Annotated in this window: 13 protein-coding genes and 1 pseudogene; 8 read left to right on the plus strand and 6 right to left on the minus strand. The window is 62.9% G+C overall.

Features of this window, described 5'->3' with window-relative positions; all coding sequences use genetic code 11:
- Positions 1-19 precede the first annotated feature (19 nt).
- Positions 20-137 (minus strand): annotated as a pseudogene (locus AMK02_RS32690) (endonuclease domain-containing protein); the annotation flags it as partial.
- 23 nt (positions 138-160) lie between these two features.
- Positions 161-1,081 carry a KPN_02809 family neutral zinc metallopeptidase gene (gene ypfJ / locus AMK02_RS15030; protein WP_064803980.1) on the minus strand — a complete coding sequence of 307 codons (921 nt, stop codon included), beginning with the start codon at positions 1,079-1,081 and terminating at the stop codon, positions 161-163.
- Positions 1,082-1,313: 232 nt separating this feature from the next.
- On the opposite strand from ypfJ, the gene AMK02_RS15035 reads away from it, so the two are divergent.
- Together AMK02_RS15035 and carB are read left to right on the plus strand one after the other, a co-directional pair.
- The gene (locus tag AMK02_RS15035; RefSeq protein ID WP_064803982.1) at positions 1,314-2,342 is read left to right on the plus strand and encodes a zinc-dependent alcohol dehydrogenase family protein; all 1,029 of its coding nucleotides are present in this window, start codon (positions 1,314-1,316) and stop codon (positions 2,340-2,342) included.
- 169 nt (positions 2,343-2,511) lie between these two features.
- Positions 2,512-6,000 (plus strand): carbamoyl-phosphate synthase large subunit, encoded by a 3,489-nt coding sequence (gene carB / locus AMK02_RS15040; RefSeq protein WP_064803984.1) that lies wholly within the window; start codon positions 2,512-2,514, stop codon positions 5,998-6,000.
- A 55-nt stretch (positions 6,001-6,055) separates the two neighbouring features.
- Here carB and AMK02_RS15045 read toward each other — a convergent pair whose 3' ends face one another.
- Together AMK02_RS15045 and AMK02_RS15050 are read right to left on the minus strand one after the other, a co-directional pair.
- On the minus strand, positions 6,056-7,510 hold the full coding sequence (locus tag AMK02_RS15045) for a UdgX family uracil-DNA binding protein (RefSeq protein ID WP_064803986.1): 1,455 nt from the start codon (positions 7,508-7,510) through the stop codon (positions 6,056-6,058).
- Positions 7,510-8,742: a putative DNA modification/repair radical SAM protein gene (locus AMK02_RS15050; protein ID WP_064803987.1), complete on the minus strand. Its 1,233-nt coding sequence runs from the start codon at positions 8,740-8,742 to the stop codon at positions 7,510-7,512. Before AMK02_RS15050 ends, AMK02_RS15045 begins: the two co-directional genes overlap by 1 nt.
- A 266-nt stretch (positions 8,743-9,008) precedes the next feature.
- On the opposite strand from AMK02_RS15050, the gene greA reads away from it, so the two are divergent.
- Together greA and AMK02_RS15060 are read left to right on the plus strand one after the other, a co-directional pair.
- Positions 9,009-9,485 (plus strand): transcription elongation factor GreA, encoded by a 477-nt coding sequence (gene greA, locus AMK02_RS15055; RefSeq protein WP_004672775.1) that lies wholly within the window; start codon positions 9,009-9,011, stop codon positions 9,483-9,485.
- 26 nt (positions 9,486-9,511) lie between these two features.
- Positions 9,512-10,570 carry a glycosyltransferase family 4 protein gene (locus AMK02_RS15060; RefSeq protein ID WP_064803989.1) on the plus strand — a complete coding sequence of 353 codons (1,059 nt, stop codon included), beginning with the start codon at positions 9,512-9,514 and terminating at the stop codon, positions 10,568-10,570.
- A 231-nt stretch (positions 10,571-10,801) separates the two neighbouring features.
- Here AMK02_RS15060 and AMK02_RS15065 read toward each other — a convergent pair whose 3' ends face one another.
- Entirely contained in the window at positions 10,802-12,133 is a 1,332-nt protein-coding gene (locus AMK02_RS15065; RefSeq protein ID WP_064803991.1) for a dicarboxylate/amino acid:cation symporter, read from the minus strand.
- 225 nt (positions 12,134-12,358) lie between these two features.
- Here AMK02_RS15065 and AMK02_RS15070 point away from each other — a divergent pair, with 225 nt between their 5' ends.
- Positions 12,359-14,233 (plus strand): ATP-binding protein, encoded by a 1,875-nt coding sequence (locus AMK02_RS15070; protein ID WP_064803993.1) that lies wholly within the window; start codon positions 12,359-12,361, stop codon positions 14,231-14,233.
- Between the two features lie 4 nt (positions 14,234-14,237).
- Positions 14,238-15,584 (plus strand): sigma-54-dependent transcriptional regulator, encoded by a 1,347-nt coding sequence (locus tag AMK02_RS15075; protein WP_064803995.1) that lies wholly within the window; start codon positions 14,238-14,240, stop codon positions 15,582-15,584.
- A 6-nt stretch (positions 15,585-15,590) separates the two neighbouring features.
- On the opposite strand, the gene AMK02_RS15080 is transcribed toward AMK02_RS15075, so the two are convergent.
- Complete coding sequence (locus AMK02_RS15080; protein ID WP_009992419.1) at positions 15,591-16,058, minus strand: Lrp/AsnC family transcriptional regulator; 468 nt, start codon at positions 16,056-16,058, stop codon at positions 15,591-15,593.
- Between the two features lie 231 nt (positions 16,059-16,289).
- On the opposite strand from AMK02_RS15080, the gene trxB reads away from it, so the two are divergent.
- Together trxB and AMK02_RS15090 are read left to right on the plus strand one after the other, a co-directional pair.
- On the plus strand, positions 16,290-17,264 hold the full coding sequence (trxB, locus tag AMK02_RS15085; RefSeq protein WP_064803997.1) for a thioredoxin-disulfide reductase: 975 nt from the start codon (positions 16,290-16,292) through the stop codon (positions 17,262-17,264).
- 22 nt (positions 17,265-17,286) lie between these two features.
- On the plus strand, positions 17,287-18,183 hold the full coding sequence (locus AMK02_RS15090) for a LysR family transcriptional regulator VtlR (protein ID WP_064803999.1): 897 nt from the start codon (positions 17,287-17,289) through the stop codon (positions 18,181-18,183).
- The last annotated feature ends 16 nt before the right edge of the window (positions 18,184-18,199 follow it).

Here is an 18,199-nt window from a genome sequence, read left to right on the forward strand (position 1 = left end):
CCGAAACGTTCTGCCGTGTAGCCCCCTCATCCGCCCTACGGGCACCTTCTCCCCGAGGGGAGAAGGGGACTTGCCGCGACGTCTCGATCCCCTCTTCTCCCCTCGGGGAGAAGGTGCCCGTAGGGCGGATGAGGGGGCTACACGCAGGGACGCTGGAAACTCAAACCGGCCCCGACAACGTATCGCAAGCCAACAGCTGCCCGCTGTCGAAGCCGCGCTTGAACCATCGGACGCGCTGCGCAGAAGTACCGTGGTTGAAACTCTCGGGCACGACGTAGCCCTGCGTCCGCTTCTGCAGCGTATCGTCGCCGATCTGCTGCGCCGCATTCAGCGCCTCCTCCAGGTCGCCGGCCTCCAATATGCCCTTCTGCTGGGTATATTTGCCCCAGATGCCGGCGAAGCAGTCGGCCTGCAACTCGATGCGCACCGACATCTCATTAGCCCGCTCCTCGCTCATCCCCTGGCGAGCCTTGTTGAACTGCGGCAGGATGCCGAGCAGGTTCTGCACGTGGTGGCCGACCTCGTGGGCGACGACATAGGCTTCGGCGAAATCGCCCGAAGCGCCGAACCGGTCGGAGAGTTCCTGGAAGAAATCCGTGTCGAGATAGACCTTATGATCGCCGGGGCAGTAGAACGGTCCGGTCGCTGCCGATGCCGAGCCGCAGGCCGATGCCGTCGCGCCCGAGAACAGCACGAGGCGCGGCTCCTCGTAGGTCCGGCCCTGCGACTGAAAGATGCCGTTCCACGTATCTTCGGTCTCGGCGAGCACGGTGCGCATGAAGGCGGTCATTTCGTCATTGGCTGGTGTGCGCGTGCCTTCGGTCTGGCTCTGCTCGTAGCCGGGGCCGCTCGTCATGCTGCCGGTGTCGAGCACCTGCAGCAGGTCAATGCCCATCATCTTGAAGATGAAATAGATGACGACGAGGAAGATGATCGTGCCGATGCTCAAGCCGCCGCCGGCGCGGCGAACGCCGCCGCCCGAGGGAAAGTTGAAGCCGCCGCCGCGGCCGAACCCGCCGCTGCTCGGCTCGCCGCGGCGATCCTCGATATTGTCGGACTGACGCCGGCCTCTCCATTCCATCTTCGTTCTCCCCGGCAATGCCAATGCTTTTACTTCAGGAATCTATATATCCGTCGATGGCCGGAATTCCAGCGGCTTCATCCGGCGATAGGGCGGGTCTTTGGCGTGGCGCAATCGCAGCCAGGACGTAGCCGGTCGGCGCACGCTTCATATAAAGAGGACGTCTTAAGCGCTTGACGAGACTCCAGCTTTGGCTCTTCTGATGAAGAGGAGAATACGGGAGGACAAGCCGATGAAGGCCGTACGCCTGGAAGCAACCGGAACGTTGGAGCTGTGCGAGGTCGAAAAACCGGCACCAGGCCCGGGCGACCTGCTGGTCCGCGTCGAAGCCTGCGGCATTTGCGGCACCGACCGCCATATCTTCCATGGCGAATTTCCCTCGAAGCCGCCGGTGACCCTCGGCCATGAATTTGCAGGCATCGTCGAGGCGGTTGGAGCCGGCGTGACTGATTTCCGCCCCGGCATGCGCGTGACGGGCGATCCCAACATCTCTTGCGGCGGCTGCGAGGAATGCCGGCGCGGCCGCGTCAATCTCTGCCGGAAGCTGCAGGCGATCGGCATTCACCGCGACGGCGGCTTCGCCGAATATGTCTGCATGCCTGAAAGTCAGGCTTTTGCCCTGCCGACAGATATCGACCCGCTGCACGGCGCCTTCTGCGAGCCGCTGGCCTGCTGCATTCACGGCGTCGATCTCGCCGGGCTGAAAACCGGCTCGTCGGCAGTCGTGCTCGGCGGCGGCGTCATCGGCCTGCTCACGATTCAGCTGGCACCGCTTGCCGGCGCGACCCGCATCGTGCTGGTGACTCGCAGTGCCGAAAAGCGCCGGCTGGCCGAAAGCCTCGGCGCAACGGCAACGGCCGATCCCGGTGACGGCGATATCGTTGCCCGTATCATCGCCGAAGACGGGCTTCTGCCCGGCGGCGCCGACGTCGTCTTCGAATGCGCTGGCGTGGCCGAGACGATGCAGCAGACGCCCCGGCTTGCCCGGCGCGGCGGCACCGCCGTCATTTTGGGCGTCATGCCGCAGGGCGCCACGATCGAGATCGAACCCTTCGACCTCCTGTTCCGCGAAGTCGCGCTGATAAGCTCCTTCGTCAACCCCTTCACCCATGCTCGCGCCGCCGATCTCATCGCCACCGGCAGGATCAAGGTCGAGCCGTTGATCTCCCGCAGGATCGGGCTCGCAGAAGCCCCGGACGCGATCATCAATCCGGCGCGCGGCGGCGAAATCCGGGCGCTCGTCATCCCCGGACGAAAATAGCCGTTCGCGCGGTTCGGATTCCTGTCGATTCCGTGATTTATGGGGTTCCGTTTGCAAATACATTTGCCTATAAGCCGCTTCTAGCCTGAAAAGACCCAGCATGCGCAACCGACCCGGTGATCTCCCACCCTGGCCGGTTTTCTGCGCAGCCAGAAAATGGATATCGCCCATGCCGAAGCGCCAAGACATCAAATCGATCCTCATCATCGGCGCGGGACCGATCGTCATTGGCCAGGCTTGCGAATTCGACTATTCCGGCACCCAGGCCTGCAAGGCGCTGAAGGAGGAAGGCTACCGCGTCATCCTCGTCAATTCCAACCCGGCGACCATCATGACCGACCCCGGGCTGGCAGACGCCACCTATGTCGAGCCGATCACCCCGGAGGTCGTCGCCAAGATCATCGCCAAGGAGCGCCCGGACGCGCTGCTGCCGACCATGGGCGGCCAGACGGCTCTGAACACCGCCCTCTCTCTGAAGCGCATGGGCGTGCTCGACCGCTACAATGTCGAGATGATCGGCGCCAAGCCGGCCGCCATCGACATGGCCGAAGACCGCGCGCTGTTCCGCGAGGCCATGGCCCGCATCGGCCTGGAAACGCCGCGCTCGATGCTGGCGAACGCCACCGACATCAAGGATCTCGACCGCAAGACGCATGAGGCCGAGCGCAGCAAGCTGCGCGAAAGCCTCTCCGGTCCCGAACTTGACAAGGCGCTGGACGAACTGGAGAACCAGTGGAACCTCGGCGAGAGCGACCGCAAGCAGCGCTACCTGAACCACGCCATGGCGGTCGCCGCCCAGGCGCTCGACCATGTTGGACTGCCCGCCATCATCCGCCCCTCCTTCACGCTCGGCGGCACCGGCGGCGGCATCGCCTATAACCGCTCGGAATTCTTCGAGATCGTCGGCGGCGGCCTCGATGCCTCGCCGACCACCGAAGTGCTGATCGAAGAATCCGTGCTCGGCTGGAAGGAGTATGAGATGGAGGTCGTCCGCGACAAGGCGGACAATTGCATCATCATCTGCTCGATCGAGAACATCGATCCGATGGGCGTTCATACCGGCGATTCCATCACCGTCGCCCCGGCGCTGACGCTGACCGACAAGGAATACCAGATCATGCGCAACGCCTCGATCGCGGTGCTGCGCGAGATCGGCGTCGAGACCGGCGGCTCGAACGTCCAGTTCGCCGTCAATCCGAAGGACGGCCGCCTCGTCGTCATCGAAATGAACCCGCGCGTCTCGCGCTCCTCGGCGCTGGCGTCCAAGGCCACCGGCTTCCCGATCGCCAAAATCGCCGCCAAGCTCGCCATCGGCTATACCCTCGACGAACTCGAAAACGACATCACCGGCGGCGCCACGCCCGCCTCCTTCGAGCCGTCGATCGACTATGTCGTCACCAAGATCCCGCGTTTCGCCTTCGAGAAATTCCCCGGCGCCTCGCCGGTGCTGACCACCGCGATGAAGTCGGTCGGCGAAGTCATGGCGATCGGCCGCACCTTCGCCGAATCGCTGCAGAAGGCGCTGCGCGGCCTCGAAACCGGCCTCACCGGCCTCGACGAAATCGAGATCCCCGATTTCGAGGAAGGCGAATCCAGCCAGAACGCCATCCGCGCCGCCATCGGCACGCCGACGCCGGATCGCCTGCGCATGGTCGCCCAGGCGCTGCGCCAGGGCCTCAGTATCGAAGAGGTGCACGAGGGCTGCAAGATCGACCCCTGGTTCATCGCCGAGCTCAAGAACATCGTCGACATGGAGGCCCGCATCCGCGAGCACGGCCTGCCCGGCGATGCCGACAACCTGCGTATGCTGAAGGCGATGGGCTTCTCCGACGCGCGTCTCGCAACCCTGACCGGCAAGCGCCCGAAGGAGGTCGCCGAACTGCGCAACGGTCTGAACGTCCGCCCGGTTTTCAAGCGCATCGACACCTGTGCAGCCGAATTCGCTTCGCCGACGGCCTATATGTATTCGACCTACGAGACGCCCTTCGTCGGCGCCGCCCGCTCGGAGGCGCAGGTCTCCGACCGCAGGAAGGTCGTCATCCTCGGCGGCGGCCCGAACCGCATCGGCCAGGGCATCGAGTTCGACTATTGCTGCTGCCATGCCGCTTTCGCGCTGAAGGATGCGGGCTATGAAGCGATCATGATCAACTGCAACCCGGAAACCGTCTCGACCGACTACGACACGTCGGACCGCCTCTATTTCGAACCGCTGACGGCGGAAGACGTGATCGAGATCCTGCGCGCCGAGCAGGAAAAGGGCGAAGTCGTCGGCGTCATCGTCCAGTTCGGCGGCCAGACGCCGCTAAAGCTTGCCGAAGCGCTGGAAAAGAACGGCATCCCGATCCTCGGCACCGCGCCCGATGCGATCGATCTCGCCGAAGACCGCGACCGCTTCCAGAAGCTGCTGATGAAGCTCGACCTCAACCAGCCGAACAATGGCATCGCCTATTCGGTCGAGCAGGCACGTCTGGTCGCAGCCGAAATCGGCTTCCCGCTGGTCGTGCGCCCGTCCTACGTCCTCGGCGGCCGTGCCATGCAGATCCTGCATTCGGAAGGCCAGTTGCAGACCTACCTGCTCGACACGGTTCCGGAACTGGTGCCCGAAGACATCAAGCAGCGTTATCCCAACGACAAAACAGGCCAGATCAACACCCTGCTCGGCAAAAACCCGCTGCTCTTCGACAGCTACCTGACTCACGCCATCGAAGTCGATGTCGACTGCCTCTCGGATGGCACCGACGTCTATGTCGCCGGCATCATGGAGCACATCGAGGAAGCCGGCATCCATTCCGGTGACTCGGCCTGCTCGCTGCCGCCGCGCTCGCTGCCGGTCGAACTGCTCGACGAGCTGGAGCGCCAGGCGAAAGCCATGGCCAAGGCGCTCAATGTCGGCGGCTTGATGAACGTCCAGTTCGCCATCAAGGACGGCACCGTCTACGTGCTCGAGGTCAATCCGCGCGCCTCGCGCACCGTGCCCTTCGTCGCCAAGACCATCGGCGCGCCGATCGCCAAGATCGCCGCCCGCGTCATGGCCGGCGAGAAGCTCGATGCGACCTTCGCCGCCTATGGGCAGAAGCCCGATCCGCGCAAGCTCACCCACATCGCCGTCAAGGAAGCCGTCTTCCCCTTCGCCCGCTTCCCCGGCGTCGACACGCTGCTCGGCCCGGAAATGCGCTCGACCGGCGAAGTGATCGGCCTCGACACCGATTTTGCCCTGGCCTTCGCCAAGTCGCAGCTCGGCGCCGGCGTCGAACTGCCGCGTGACGGAACGGTCTTCGTCTCCGTGCGCGATGAGGACAAGGCGCGCGTGCTACCGGCAATCCGCATCCTCGTCGAAGAAGGCTTCAAGGTGCTGGCAACCGGCGGCACCGCCCGCTTCCTCGGGGAAAACGGCATCACCGCCACCAAGATCAACAAGGTTCTGGAAGGCCGTCCGCACATCGAGGACGCGATCCGCAACCGCCAGGTCCAACTCGTCATCAACACCACCGACGGCAATAAGGCGATCTCGGACTCCAAGTCGCTGCGCCGCGCGACGCTGATGCAGAAGGTGCCCTATTACACGACGATGGCCGGCGCCGAAGCCGCCGCCCAGGCGATCAAGGCGCTGAAGGCAGGCAATCTCGAAGTACGGCCGCTGCAAAGCTACTTCGCTTGAGACAGGGCAGCGCTACCGCTCGACGGGCGGTGGCGCGACCTTGACCGGAATCGGTTTATCCGACTTCCGTCATAAGCCGCTGAATTTCCAGTATGTCCTCGCGAAACCGTACCATTTCCTCCGCCTTCAGCCGCTCGTCGGGAATACGCAGCAGATAGGACGGATGCACCGTCACGAACAGCGTCCGCCCGCCTTCGATCGCCATCGCTCTTCCCCTGATATCCTGGAGACGCTGCTTCACATCGGTCAGCGCCGCAAGCGCCGTCGCCCCCATGGCGACGATCAGCTTCGGCTTGACCAGTTCCATTTCCAGATCGAGCCACCAGCGGCAATGCTTCACCTCGCCCATATTGGGCTTCTGGTGGATGCGGCGCTTGCCGCGCGGCTCATATTTGAAATGCTTGACGGCATTGGTGACATAGAGCCTTGAGCGGTCGATACCCGCCTCTGCTATCACCTGGTCGAGCAACCGGCCGGCCGGACCGACGAAGGGGCGGCCGGCAATATCCTCCTGGTCGCCCGGCTGCTCGCCGACAAACATCACCTCCGCATCGCCCGGCCCCTCTCCGAATACCGTCTGGGTCGCATTGGCGTGAAGCGGACAGCGCGTGCAGACCGCAGCCTCCGCGCGCAGCGCTTCGAGTGCGCCCACCGGAGCCTCCGGTTCTGCGGGAAAATTTCGCGCGGCCTGCTGCAAGCGGTCGTGAAAAGGCAGCGATTGCGTCGCTTCCCGCGCCGCCATGTCGCGCACCTTGCTCTCGGCCGATGCGATCAAGCCGGGAATGAGATCGGCTTCCGGCAGGTTCTTCCAGTATTTCTTCGGCATCTCCGCCTGCATCGCCTTCACCTTCAATCGCGCCGGGTTGAAGATGCTGGCATAGTAGGTGCGCCAGAGTTCGTCCGTGGCATCGCTGAGATTGAGCCTTTCGCATGGCTCGTCGGCAATCGTCAGCCGCTCGCCGTCCCAGGCCGCCGAGCCCTTGGGCGTCGCAATCAGCCAGTCCATGTCGGTGAAACGGCGTTGGAAAAAGGGAGCCGTGCGCCTGACGATATGATGGTCCGGCTCGAACCAGGCGAGGAATTTCCGACGACCTGCCGATACCGCGCCAACCTCCTTGAAGCGGACGAACGCCGTCATTTTGTGCGCGTCACGCCGAACGTTCTTAGCCATCAGCCTGGTACGCACGACATCCTCGTCGGAGGTCACCTCAAGCAGCTGCCGGTCCAGCTGCAGCCGCCAGAGCAGATGGTAAAGCAGCGAAAACCGCGCCGGATCGGAATGGCAGAGAACCGTCTCCGCAAGCTCGATGAAGGCGGGCGGCACCGTCATCGGCTTGCGTGATGTCGCAGGCTCCGGCGGCATGGCGTCACGTTGAAACGAAAGATCGGCCTCGGTGCTTTTTTCGCGCCAGTCGATCTCCTCGGGCAAGATGCCGGCGGCCGCCAGGGCGCGTGCGGCATCGCGCCATTCGCCAAGCTCTCCCCGTCCCGCAAGCACGACCCGGCGCATCACAGCAACGACAATTGTTCAGGCTGCGGCTCGAACATGGCGCGCAGGTCCGGGCGGTCGATCAGCCGGCGGGGCGACCAGCCTTCCGCTGAGATGAAGGCTTGGACCTTCTTGATCGAAACGCCGAGCCGCAAGAGATCGTCGAGCCGGAGCCGGCGACAACGGCGCGCCGAAACGATGGCCTTCACCGTCTTGGTGCCGAGACCGGGCACGCGCAATAACCGCTCGCGCTCGGCTTTGTTGATGTCGACGGGAAATTCAGCCCGGTTGGCAAGCGCCCAGGCAAGTTTCGGATCGAGATTGAGATCGAGCATGCCGCCCACCTGGTTTGCGGTGATCTCGTCGATGCCGAAACCGTAGAACCGATAGAGCCAGTCGGCTTGGTAAAGCCGATGCTCGCGCATCAGCGGCGGCTTGATCAGCGGCAGGTTCTTCGAAGCATCGGGGATCGGGCTGAAGGCCGAATAATAGACACGCCGCAGGCCATAGCTGCTGTAGAGCCGGCCGCTGCTCGCAAGGATGGTCGCGTCGTTCGCCCCATCCGCCCCGACGATCATCTGCGTGCTCTGGCCGGCCGGGACGAAACGCTGGCGTTTCCCGGTCTTAAGCGTCGGTTCGCCGGCCGCTTCAATCTTCATCCTGAGATCCGCCATCGATCGCCGGATATTGGCCGGCTTCTTTTCCGGTGCGAAGCGGGTGATGCCGCTGTCGGTCGGCAGCTCGATATTGAGCGACAGCCTGTCGGCATGAAGCCCCGCCTCCTCGATCAGACGCGGCGATGCCGCCGGGATTGCTTTGAGATGGATATAGCCGCGGAAATGATGCGTTACACGCAGCTCGCGGACGATACGGACCATCTCCTCCATCGTGTAATCGGAAGAGCGGATGATGCCGGACGACAGGAACAGGCCTTCGATATAGTTGCGGCGGTAGAATTCCAGCGTCAGCCAGACAACCTCCTCCGCCGTGAAGCGCGCCCGCTCGACATTGCTGGAGGAGCGATTGACGCAATAGGCGCAGTCGTAGATGCAGAAATTGGTGAGCAGGATCTTCAGAAGCGAAATGCACCGCCCATCCGGAGCATAGGCATGACAGATGCCGGAACCCTCTGTCGAACCCAGTCCGCCGCTTGTGCTCGAATCGCGGTTCACCGTGCCGCTGGAGGCACAGGAAGCATCGTATTTCGCGGCATCTGACAGGATGGCCAAGCGTTCGGTTAGCGACTTCTTCATTAGAATGTTCTCTATATGTTCCATGGCCTAAAGTCAAATCCCGCCGTCGCCGCCTCTGCCCCGTTTTGGGGCACTTCACCCGATGGATCAGCGGGTTGCGTTTCATTTATGCGAATTTTCTGGAAATCGGCCGTGGCGATCTGCTATAAGCACGCGACTAGGATTGTGGCACGGTTCCGAAGTTCCCTTCGGGACCTGTTTTCTTTTGTGTGTGCCTGACTGTGCTGAGGCAAGACCGGCGGCCACAAGGAGTGAAGGACAGAAAAATGGTTGATAAGGTACCGATGACACAGGGTGGTTTCGTCAAGCTGCAGGAAGAACTGCGCTGGCGTCAGCAGGAAGAGCGTCCCCGAATCATCGAGGCGATCGCCGAAGCCCGTGCCCATGGCGACCTTTCCGAAAATGCCGAATATCATGCCGCCAAGGAAGCCCAGAGCCACAATGAGGGTCGCATCACCGAGCTTGAAGATCTGACGGCGCGCGCCGAGGTCATCGATCTTACCAAGATGTCCGGCGATAAGATCAAGTTCGGTGCCAAGGTGAAGCTCGTCGACGAGGACACCGAGGAAGAAAAGACCTACCAGATCGTCGGCGACCAGGAAGCCGACGTCAAGGCCGGCCGCATCTCCATCTCCTCACCGATCGCCCGTGCGCTGATCGGCAAGGAAGTCGGCGATTCCATCGAGGTTAACGCACCCGGCGGCTCCAAGGCCTACGAAATCCTCCAGGTTTCCTGGGGCTGATCGCCCGCCAGACATGAGATCCATCCTTGCCTGATATGCGTGACGTCGAGATCATCGCGCCCAATTTCAAGCGCCGGCTCTCCGGCGTCACGTCGACCATCGTTCAGCTCATCCCATGCCAGATCCGGCTTGGCATGCGCATAGCAACGCTTGGCCCCGGCCTGCCGGAGGGCCTGGCGAAACTGAGATGGTCACAGCTCCCTGGTCTGTGGCGCAGGCCGGCGCGCCGGCGCCATCGCGTCTGGCACGCCCGCCGCAACAATGAGATGGCCGTCGGTATCCTGCTCCGCCATCTCCTGCGCATGCCGCTGAAGCTCATCTTCACCTCGGCCGCGCAGCGCCGCCACACCGCCTACACGAAATGGCTGATCCGCCGCATGGATGCGGTGATTGCAACCAGTGACCGGTCCGGCTCCTTCCTCGAGGTGCCCCACACCGTCATCCAGCACGGCGTTGACCTCTCCCTGTTCCACCCGCCGGAAACCGCCGACGACGGCATTGCTGCGACCGGCCTGCCCGGCCGTTATCTCGTCGGCTGCTTCGGCCGCGTGCGCCATCAGAAAGGCACCGATCTCTTCGTCCAGGCGATGATCGAACTCTTGCCACAGCACCCCGAATGGACGGCCGTCGTCTCCGGCCGCGTGACGGCGGAGCACGTGGGCTTTGGCGAAAAGCTCAAGGCCGATGTCGCCGCCGCCGGCCTCGCCGACCGTATCCTTTTCCTCGGCGAAGTTCCTGACATAAAAGTCTGGTATCGCCGCCTGATGCTTTACGTCGCCCCTTCCCGCAACGAGGGTTTCGGCCTGACTCCGCTCGAAGCCATGGCCTCGCGCACCGCCGTCGTGGCATCGGACGCCGGCGCTTATGCCGAACTCATCGTCAATGGCGAGACCGGCGCCGTCGTCCCCGCGGGTGACGGTGAGGCGCTGACGCGGGCAATCGCCCCCTATATCGCAGATCCGGCGCTGGCGATTGCCCATGGCGAGAATGCGCTGCGCCACGTCAGAGCGAATTTTGCGCTGGAGAAGGAAGCAAACGCCATCGGCGCCGTTTACGACCGCCTTCTCGGCGACAATCGCGGCTGACGCGGAGCAAAAAACGCCCGTTGGGTAACGGGCCATCGGACCGCTGCAGAGGTCAGTCAACCCTGCCTCCGTCATGCTCGGGCTTGTCCCGAGCATCTGCCTCGGGTCGATAAGGGCAGCAGATCCTCGGCGCAAGCCGAGGATGACGATGAGTAGAGAACGAGCTTACTCAAAAAGTGAACGGCCCGTTGGATAACGGGCCGCTGCAAAGATTGCCAATGATCACGCTGCTTATTCGGCGGGCTGGAGACCGGCGGCCGACGTCTCCTCGGTCTCGCCGCCCAAGGCTCTGGCAAGCTGCCCCGTATCCAGCTCGTTTTCCCAGCGCGCCACGACGATCGTCGCCACGGCATTGCCGACGAGGTTGGTCAACGCCCGGCACTCCGACATGAAGCGGTCGATGCCGAGGATGAGCGCCATGCCGGCGACCGGCACGGAAGGCACGACGGAGAGAGTTGCGGCAAGCGTGATGAAGCCGGCGCCGGTGATGCCCGCGGCACCCTTGGAGCTCAGCATCGCCACCAGCAGCAGCAGGATCTGGTCGCCCCAGGAGAGATTGATGCCGGTTGCCTGGGCGATGAAGAGCGCCGCCAGCGTCATGTAGATGTTGGTGCCGTCGAGGTTGAAGGAGTAGCCTGTGGGAATGACGAGGCCGACGACCGAACGCTTGCAGCCGGCCTTTTCCATCTTGTTCATCAGGCCCGGAAGTGCGGCCTCCGAAGACGAGGTGCCGAGCACCAGCAGCAGCTCTTCCTTGATGTAACGCAGCAGCGCCAGGATCGAGAAGCCGTTATAGCGGGCAACCGCGCCGAGCACGACAAGGACGAACAGCAGCGAGGTGATGTAGAAGGTGCCGATCAGCATGGCGAGATTGGCGATCGATCCGATGCCGTACTTGCCGATAGTGAAGGCCATGGCGCCGAAGGCGCCGATCGGAGCGGCCTTCATCAGAATGCCGACGAGCTTGAAGATCGGGGCCGTCAGGGCGTTGAGGAAAGTCACGACCTGCTCGCCCTTTTCGCCGACCATGGCGAGCGCGATGCCGAAGAGCACCGAGAAGAACAGCACCTGCAGAATATCGCCGTCGGCAAAGGCGCCAACGATCGTTGTCGGGATGATATTCGTCAGGAATCCGACGATGCTCTGCTCATGCGCCTTATCGGCAAAAGTGGCGACGGCCTTCGGGTCGAGCGATGCCGGATCAATGTTCATCCCGGCGCCGGGCTGGACGACGTTGGCGACGATCATGCCGATGACGAGCGCCAGCGTCGAGAAGGTCAGGAAGTACAGCATCGCCTTGCCGGCGACGCGGCCGACCTTCTTCAGGTCACTCATGCCGGCAATACCGGTCGCTACCGTCAGGAAGATGACCGGCGCGATCACCATCTTGACGAGCTTGATGAAGGCGTCGCCGAGAGGCTTCAGCTGGGTGCCGAGATCGGGATAGAAATGACCGAGAATGATACCCGCAGCGATGGCCGCGAGAACCTGGACGTAGAGATGGGAATAAAAGGGCTTCTTGCCCTTGCTGTCTGCGACTGCATCGGGTGGTGCTGCGATCATGATGTCCTCCTAAAGGCTCGTCCGGAACGAACTCCGGCCTCCCGAGCCGTTCGCTTCAATCCAACAGCTCAGCCGTTGTTGCGCTGTTCTTCGCAATCGCCGTGCCAGTTTCACGCCATCAACCTAAGTCATTGTTTCCATATCAGAAAAAATTTCTGACCGACCAACGGCCTACCTAACCAATGCGAAAACCCACACAAATCCATTTGCGTCTCGTGCGGAAAAATGCACAAATCCGCCATGTTCTTGTCAGTCTCGCAAAGGCTTTGGCCCTCCCTGCCGTTGCACCACCGCATTCGCCGAATGTGGTGGGCCTATGCGGTGCTCGCCCTCTCGGCCGTCGCCGCAAGTTTCTTGGCGAGTGGGGAGGTTGGCCGGCGCAGGGCGGAAGCTGCGCTGGAGGAACAGGCCCGCACTGATGCGAGGATGAACGTGGCGCTGCTGCGCACCGTCCTCGAAAAATACCGGGCGCTGCCCTTCGTGTTGTCCCAGGACACCGCGCTCGCCGCCGCCCTGGCGGGACGCGACGCTGGTACCTTCGAACAGCTGAGCCGGAAGCTTGAGACACTGGCAGCCGGTACGAAGGCTGCCGTCATCTATGTCATCGACAAGGATGGCATCGCGGTCTCGGCCAGCAACTGGCGCGAACCGACGAGCTTCGTCGGCAGCGACTATCGCTTCCGCGAGTATTTTCAGGGCGCCGTCGCACAAGGGCAAGCCGAGCATTTCGCGCTCGGCACCGTCAGCAAGAAGCCCGGTCTTTATATTTCCGAGCGGATATCGGGCAGCGACGGCCTCCTGGGCGTCGTCGTCGTCAAGGTCGAATTCGACGATGTCGAGGCGGATTGGCATGCCTCGGGCGCCCCGTCCTACGTCATCGACGATCGCGGCATCGTCCTCATCACCAGCATTCCCTCCTGGCGGTTCATGACGATCGGCCGCATTGCCGAGGATCGGCTGACCGCGATCCGTGAGAGCCTTCAATTCGGCGACGCGCCGCTTCAGTCGCTGCCGCTCGATATCGTCCGGCAGCTTGGCGACGGGCTTGCTGTCGTCGAGATGGTCATGCCCGGCGGCGCCGGTAAGACCAGCTTTCTCAATGTCGGGATGCCGATCCCTGCGACCGGCTGGCACCTGCAGCATCTTGTTGCATTGGGGCCGTCCGTCGATGCGGCGGTCCGCGAAACGCGCATGCTGGCGCTGCTCTTGCTTTTGCCGCTCCTGGCGGGCGCAGCCTTCCTCTTGCGCCGTCGCCAGACGATCACGCTGAGGATTTTCAGGGAGCAGCAGGCGCGCGAGGAACTGGAACGGCGCGTGACCGAGCGGACTTTGGATCTCAGCCAGGCGCGCGATCGCCTCCAGGCCGAGATCGCCGGTCACCGCAGCACCGAGCAGAAGCTGCAGGCGGTGCAGCAGGATCTGGTGCAGGCCAACCGGCTGGCGATCCTGGGGCAGGTTGCCGCCGGTGTCGCCCATGAGATCAACCAGCCGGTGGCGACCATCCGCGCCTATGCGGACAATGCCCGCACCTTCCTCGACCGCGGCCAGACGGCGCCCGCCGGTCAAAATCTCGAAAACATCGCCGCACTGACGGAGCGCATAGGCTCGATCACCGAGGAACTGAAGACCTTCGCCCGCAAGGGCCGCGGTGGCGCCGAGCCGACAGGCTTGAAGGACGTCATCGAGGGGGCGGTGATGCTGTTGCGCAGCCGCTTTGCCGGCCGCATGGATACGCTCGATATTGCGCTGCCACCGGCCGAGCTGCAGGTCATGGGCAGCCGGATCCGCCTCGAGCAGGTGCTGATCAACCTGCTTCAGAACGCCCTGGAGGCCGTGGCGCCGAAGGCCGAAGAGGGGCGCGTCGAGGTCAGGACATCGGCCGATGCGGAGACGGTGACGCTGACGGTTGCCGACAACGGTCCCGGCATTTCTCCTGAAATCCGCAAAGGCCTGTTCACGCCGTTCAACACCTCGAAGGAAAAAGGTCTCGGCCTCGGGCTCGTCATCTCCAAGGATATCGTCGGCGATTACGGCGGCCGGATGGAGGTCGAGAGCGATGGCGAGGGAAGCCGGTTCATCGTTCATCTGAGGAAGGCTTGAGATCATGGACATGTCCATACCCGTTGCTTTGATCGACGATGACGGCGATCTGCGCCGCGCCACCGCCCAGACGCTGGAGCTCGCCGGCTTCTCCGTTTCCGCCTATGACGGCGCCAAAGCGGCGCTGGCCGACCTGCCGGCCGACTTTTCCGGCCCGGTCGTCACCGATATCCGCATGCCCGAGATCGACGGGCTGCAGCTGTTCGCCACGCTTAAAGACATGGATGCCGACCTGCCCGTCATCCTGATGACCGGCCACGGCGATATCCCGATGGCCGTCCAGGCCATCCGGGACGGCGCCTATGATTTCATCGCCAAACCCTTCCCGGCCGACCGGCTCGTCCAGAGCGTCCGCCGCGCCAGCGAGAAACGTCGGCTCGTCCTGGAAAACCGCATGCTGCGCAAGGCTGCCGACGATGCGCAGGAGACTTTGCCGCTGATCGGCCAGACGCCGGTCATGGACAATCTCAGGAAGATCCTTCGCCACATCGCCGATACCGATGTCGACGTGCTGGTCGCCGGCGAGACCGGCAGCGGCAAGGAAGTGGTGGCGCAGATCCTGCATCAGTGGAGCCATCGCCGAAACGGCAATTTCGTGGCGCTGAACTGCGGGGCGCTGCCCGAAACCGTCATCGAAAGCGAGCTGTTCGGTCACGAAGCCGGCGCCTTTACCGGCGCCCAGAAGCGCCGCACCGGCCGCATCGAACATGCAAGCGGCGGCACGCTGTTCCTCGACGAGATCGAGAGCATGCCTCTCGCTACGCAGGTCAAGATGCTGCGGGTGTTGGAGATGCGCGAAATCACCCCGCTCGGCACCAACGAGGTGCGCCCGGTCGACTTGCGCGTCGTCGCGGCCGCCAAAATCGACCTTGGCGATCCCGAGGTGCGCGGCGATTTTCGCGAGGATCTCTATTACCGGCTGAATGTCGTGACGATTTCCATTCCGCCGCTGAGGGAGCGCCGCGACGATATTCCGCTGCTCTTTTCCCATTTCGCCGCTCGCGCCGCCGAGCGCTTCCGCCGCGATGTGCCGCAGCTTTCAGAGAATGTTCGCCGCCATCTCGCCACCCATGCCTGGCCGGGCAATGTCCGCGAACTCTCCCATTATGCCGAACGCGTGGTGCTTGGCGTCGAAGGCGGCGGAGCGCCGTCCCTTCCCCCGCAGCCGACCGGAGGCACGCTGCCCGAGCGGCTGGAACGCTACGAGGCAGAGATCATCCGCGACGCGCTTTCGGCCAATGACGGCGACGTGCGCCGGACCATCGAAGCACTCGGCATTCCGAGAAAGACCTTTTACGACAAGCTGCAACGCCACGGCATCAACCGGGGCGGCTATGCCTCGCGCAAATAGGCTGTTTCAGACTTCGACCAGTCCCAGCTTCTTCACCTGCCGGATCGTCAGCATGGTGCGCACGGTATCGACATGTTCGTTCGCCGTCAGCACCTCGATGACGAAATCCTGGAAATGGGTGAGGTTTTCCGCCACGCAATGCAGCAGGAAATCGCTGTCGCCCGAAACCATCCAGGCCTGGCGCACCAGCGGCCACTCGGTGGTGGCGGCGGCAAACGCCTTGAGGTTGCCTTCCGACTGGTGTTTGAGGCCGACCATACAGAAAGCAACGAGATCGAAGCCGAGCTTCGGACTGTTCAGCATCGCGTGGTAGCCTTCGATGATACCAGCTTCCTCGAGCTTGCGCACCCGGCGCAGACAGGGCGGCGCCGAGATACCGACCCGGTCGGCGAGCTCCACATTGGTCATGCGGCCGTCAGCCTGCAGCTCCCGGAGGATCTTTATGTCGATGACGTCGAGTTCCGTGCGACCCACACCGTGGCCTTTCTTTAATTCTCCGCGGCGAGCTTCTATATAAAGCAGCGGAATACGCAAGAAAGTTTCAAGCCGATGACGGATTCTTGCACAGTAGGGCGATTTGCCTTGTTGGTAATGCAAGGCTGCCCTTGAATAATAGCATTGGTCGTTCATAAATGGCGCATGGACCGCGAAACGGCCTCAATCGCTCTTTAGCCGCCGCCCTCCTGCCAGTCGAAAGGAAATGACATGCCCGCCCGCCACACGAAGGTGCTCATCATCGGTTCCGGACCCGCCGGCTATACTGCCGCGGTCTACGCCGCGCGCGCCATGCTGAAGCCGGTTCTGATCGCCGGCCTCGAACAGGGCGGCCAGCTGATGATCACCACCGATGTCGAGAACTATCCGGGCTTTGCCGATCCGATCCAGGGTCCCTGGCTGATGGACCAGATGCTGCAGCAGGCAAAACATGTCGGCGCCGAGATCGTCAGCGACCTCGTGACCGAAGTCGACATGAACCAGCGTCCCTTCGTCGCCCGCACCGACAGCGGTCAGGTCTGGACAGCAGACACGCTGATCATCGCCACCGGCGCCAAGGCCAAGTGGCTCGGCATCGAAAGCGAACAGCATTTCCAGGGCTTCGGTGTTTCGGCCTGCGCCACCTGCGACGGCTTCTTCTATCGCAACAAGGATGTGATCGTCGTCGGCGGCGGCAACAGCGCTGTCGAAGAAGCGCTCTATCTCTCCAACATCGCCAAGTCGGTCACCCTCGTCCACCGCCGCGACACCTTCCGCGCCGAGAAAATCCTGCAGGAACGCCTGTTCGCGAGGGAAAACGTCAAGGTGCTGTGGAACACCGAAGTGGCCGAAATCACCGGCACGGCGGCCAAGCCCCCGATGCCGCAGTCCGTCTCCGGCGCTCGCCTGCGTGACGTCAGAACCGGCACGATCACCGAAATCCCGATCGACGGCGTCTTCGTTGCCATCGGCCACGCACCGGCAACCGAACTCTTCAAGGACAAGCTGAAGCTGAAGGACAACGGCTATCTCTGGACCGCGGCGGATTCGACCGCGACCAGCCTCGAGGGGGTCTATGCCGCCGGCGACGTGACCGACGACACGTTCCGGCAGGCCGTCACCGCCGCCGGCATGGGCTGCATGGCAGCGCTCGAGGCCGAGCGATATCTGACGGGCCACATGCCCGTCGCCGTGGCCGCGGAGTAAGATCGGCATGAGAGGCGGGGGAATGCCACTGGATTGGGACAAGCTGCGTATTTTTCACGCAGCTGCCGAGGCGGGTTCGTTCACGCATGCGGCGGATAAACTCCATCTGTCCCAATCCGCCATCAGCCGCCAGGTGAGCGCGCTCGAGCAGGATGTCGGCACCAAGCTGTTTCACCGTCACGCGCGCGGGCTGATCCTGACGGAACAGGGCGAACTGCTCTACCGCACCGCCCATGACGTGCTGCTGAAGCTCGAAACCGTGAAGATGCAGTTGACCGAGACGACGGAAACCCCGTCCGGCAAGCTGCGTGTGACGACAACGGTCGGTCTCGGCCAGGGCTGGCTCACCGATAAGATCCAGGAATTCCTACAGCTCTACCCCGACGTTCAGATCCAGCTGATCCTCGACAACGAGGAAGTGGATGTGAATATGCGCCATGCCGACTGCGCGATCCGCCTGCGTCAGCCGCAGCAGTCCGACCTCATCCAGCGCAAGCTCTTCACCGTGCACATGCACGTTTATGCCGCGCCCTCCTATATCAACCGTCATGGCGAGCCGCAGAAGATCGAGGATCTCGACAATCACCACATCATCACCTTCGGCGAGCCGGCGCCGAGTTACCTGCTCGACGTCAACTGGCTTGAGGTCGCCGGCCGCTCCTCGGACAACAAGCGCATCCCGCATCTGCAGATCAACAGCCAGACCTCGATCAAGCGCGCCTGCCTGCTCGGAATCGGTGTCGCCTGCCTGCCGGATTATATCGTCGGGCGCGACCCCGGCCTTATTCAGCTGCCGATCAATGCCGACGTACCGTCTTTCGACACGTATTTCTGTTATCCCGACGAAATCAAGAATGCCGCCAAGCTGAAGGCTTTCCGTGATTTCATTGTCAGCAAGGCCAGAAACTGGAATTTTTAAGCCAGATTTATGGAAT

Source organism: Rhizobium sp. N731, from assembly GCF_001664145.1.
Lineage (GTDB): Bacteria > Pseudomonadota > Alphaproteobacteria > Rhizobiales > Rhizobiaceae > Rhizobium > Rhizobium esperanzae.

Excerpts from the sequence above, each read along its gene's own strand:
- ypfJ (WP_064803980.1), bottom strand. The coding sequence starts at position 1,081 with ATGGAATGGAGAGGCCGGCGTCAGTCCGACAATATCGAGGATCGCCGC.
- AMK02_RS15035 (WP_064803982.1), top strand. The coding sequence starts at position 1,314 with ATGAAGGCCGTACGCCTGGAAGCAACCGGAACGTTGGAGCTGTGCGAG.
- carB (WP_064803984.1), top strand. The coding sequence starts at position 2,512 with ATGCCGAAGCGCCAAGACATCAAATCGATCCTCATCATCGGCGCGGGA.
- AMK02_RS15045 (WP_064803986.1), bottom strand. The coding sequence starts at position 7,510 with ATGCGCCGGGTCGTGCTTGCGGGACGGGGAGAGCTTGGCGAATGGCGC.
- AMK02_RS15050 (WP_064803987.1), bottom strand. The coding sequence starts at position 8,742 with ATGAAGAAGTCGCTAACCGAACGCTTGGCCATCCTGTCAGATGCCGCG.
- greA (WP_004672775.1), top strand. The coding sequence starts at position 9,009 with ATGGTTGATAAGGTACCGATGACACAGGGTGGTTTCGTCAAGCTGCAG.
- AMK02_RS15065 (WP_064803991.1), bottom strand. The coding sequence starts at position 12,133 with ATGATCGCAGCACCACCCGATGCAGTCGCAGACAGCAAGGGCAAGAAG.
- AMK02_RS15070 (WP_064803993.1), top strand. The coding sequence starts at position 12,359 with ATGCACAAATCCGCCATGTTCTTGTCAGTCTCGCAAAGGCTTTGGCCC.
- AMK02_RS15075 (WP_064803995.1), top strand. The coding sequence starts at position 14,238 with ATGGACATGTCCATACCCGTTGCTTTGATCGACGATGACGGCGATCTG.
- trxB (WP_064803997.1), top strand. The coding sequence starts at position 16,290 with ATGCCCGCCCGCCACACGAAGGTGCTCATCATCGGTTCCGGACCCGCC.
- AMK02_RS15090 (WP_064803999.1), top strand. The coding sequence starts at position 17,287 with ATGCCACTGGATTGGGACAAGCTGCGTATTTTTCACGCAGCTGCCGAG.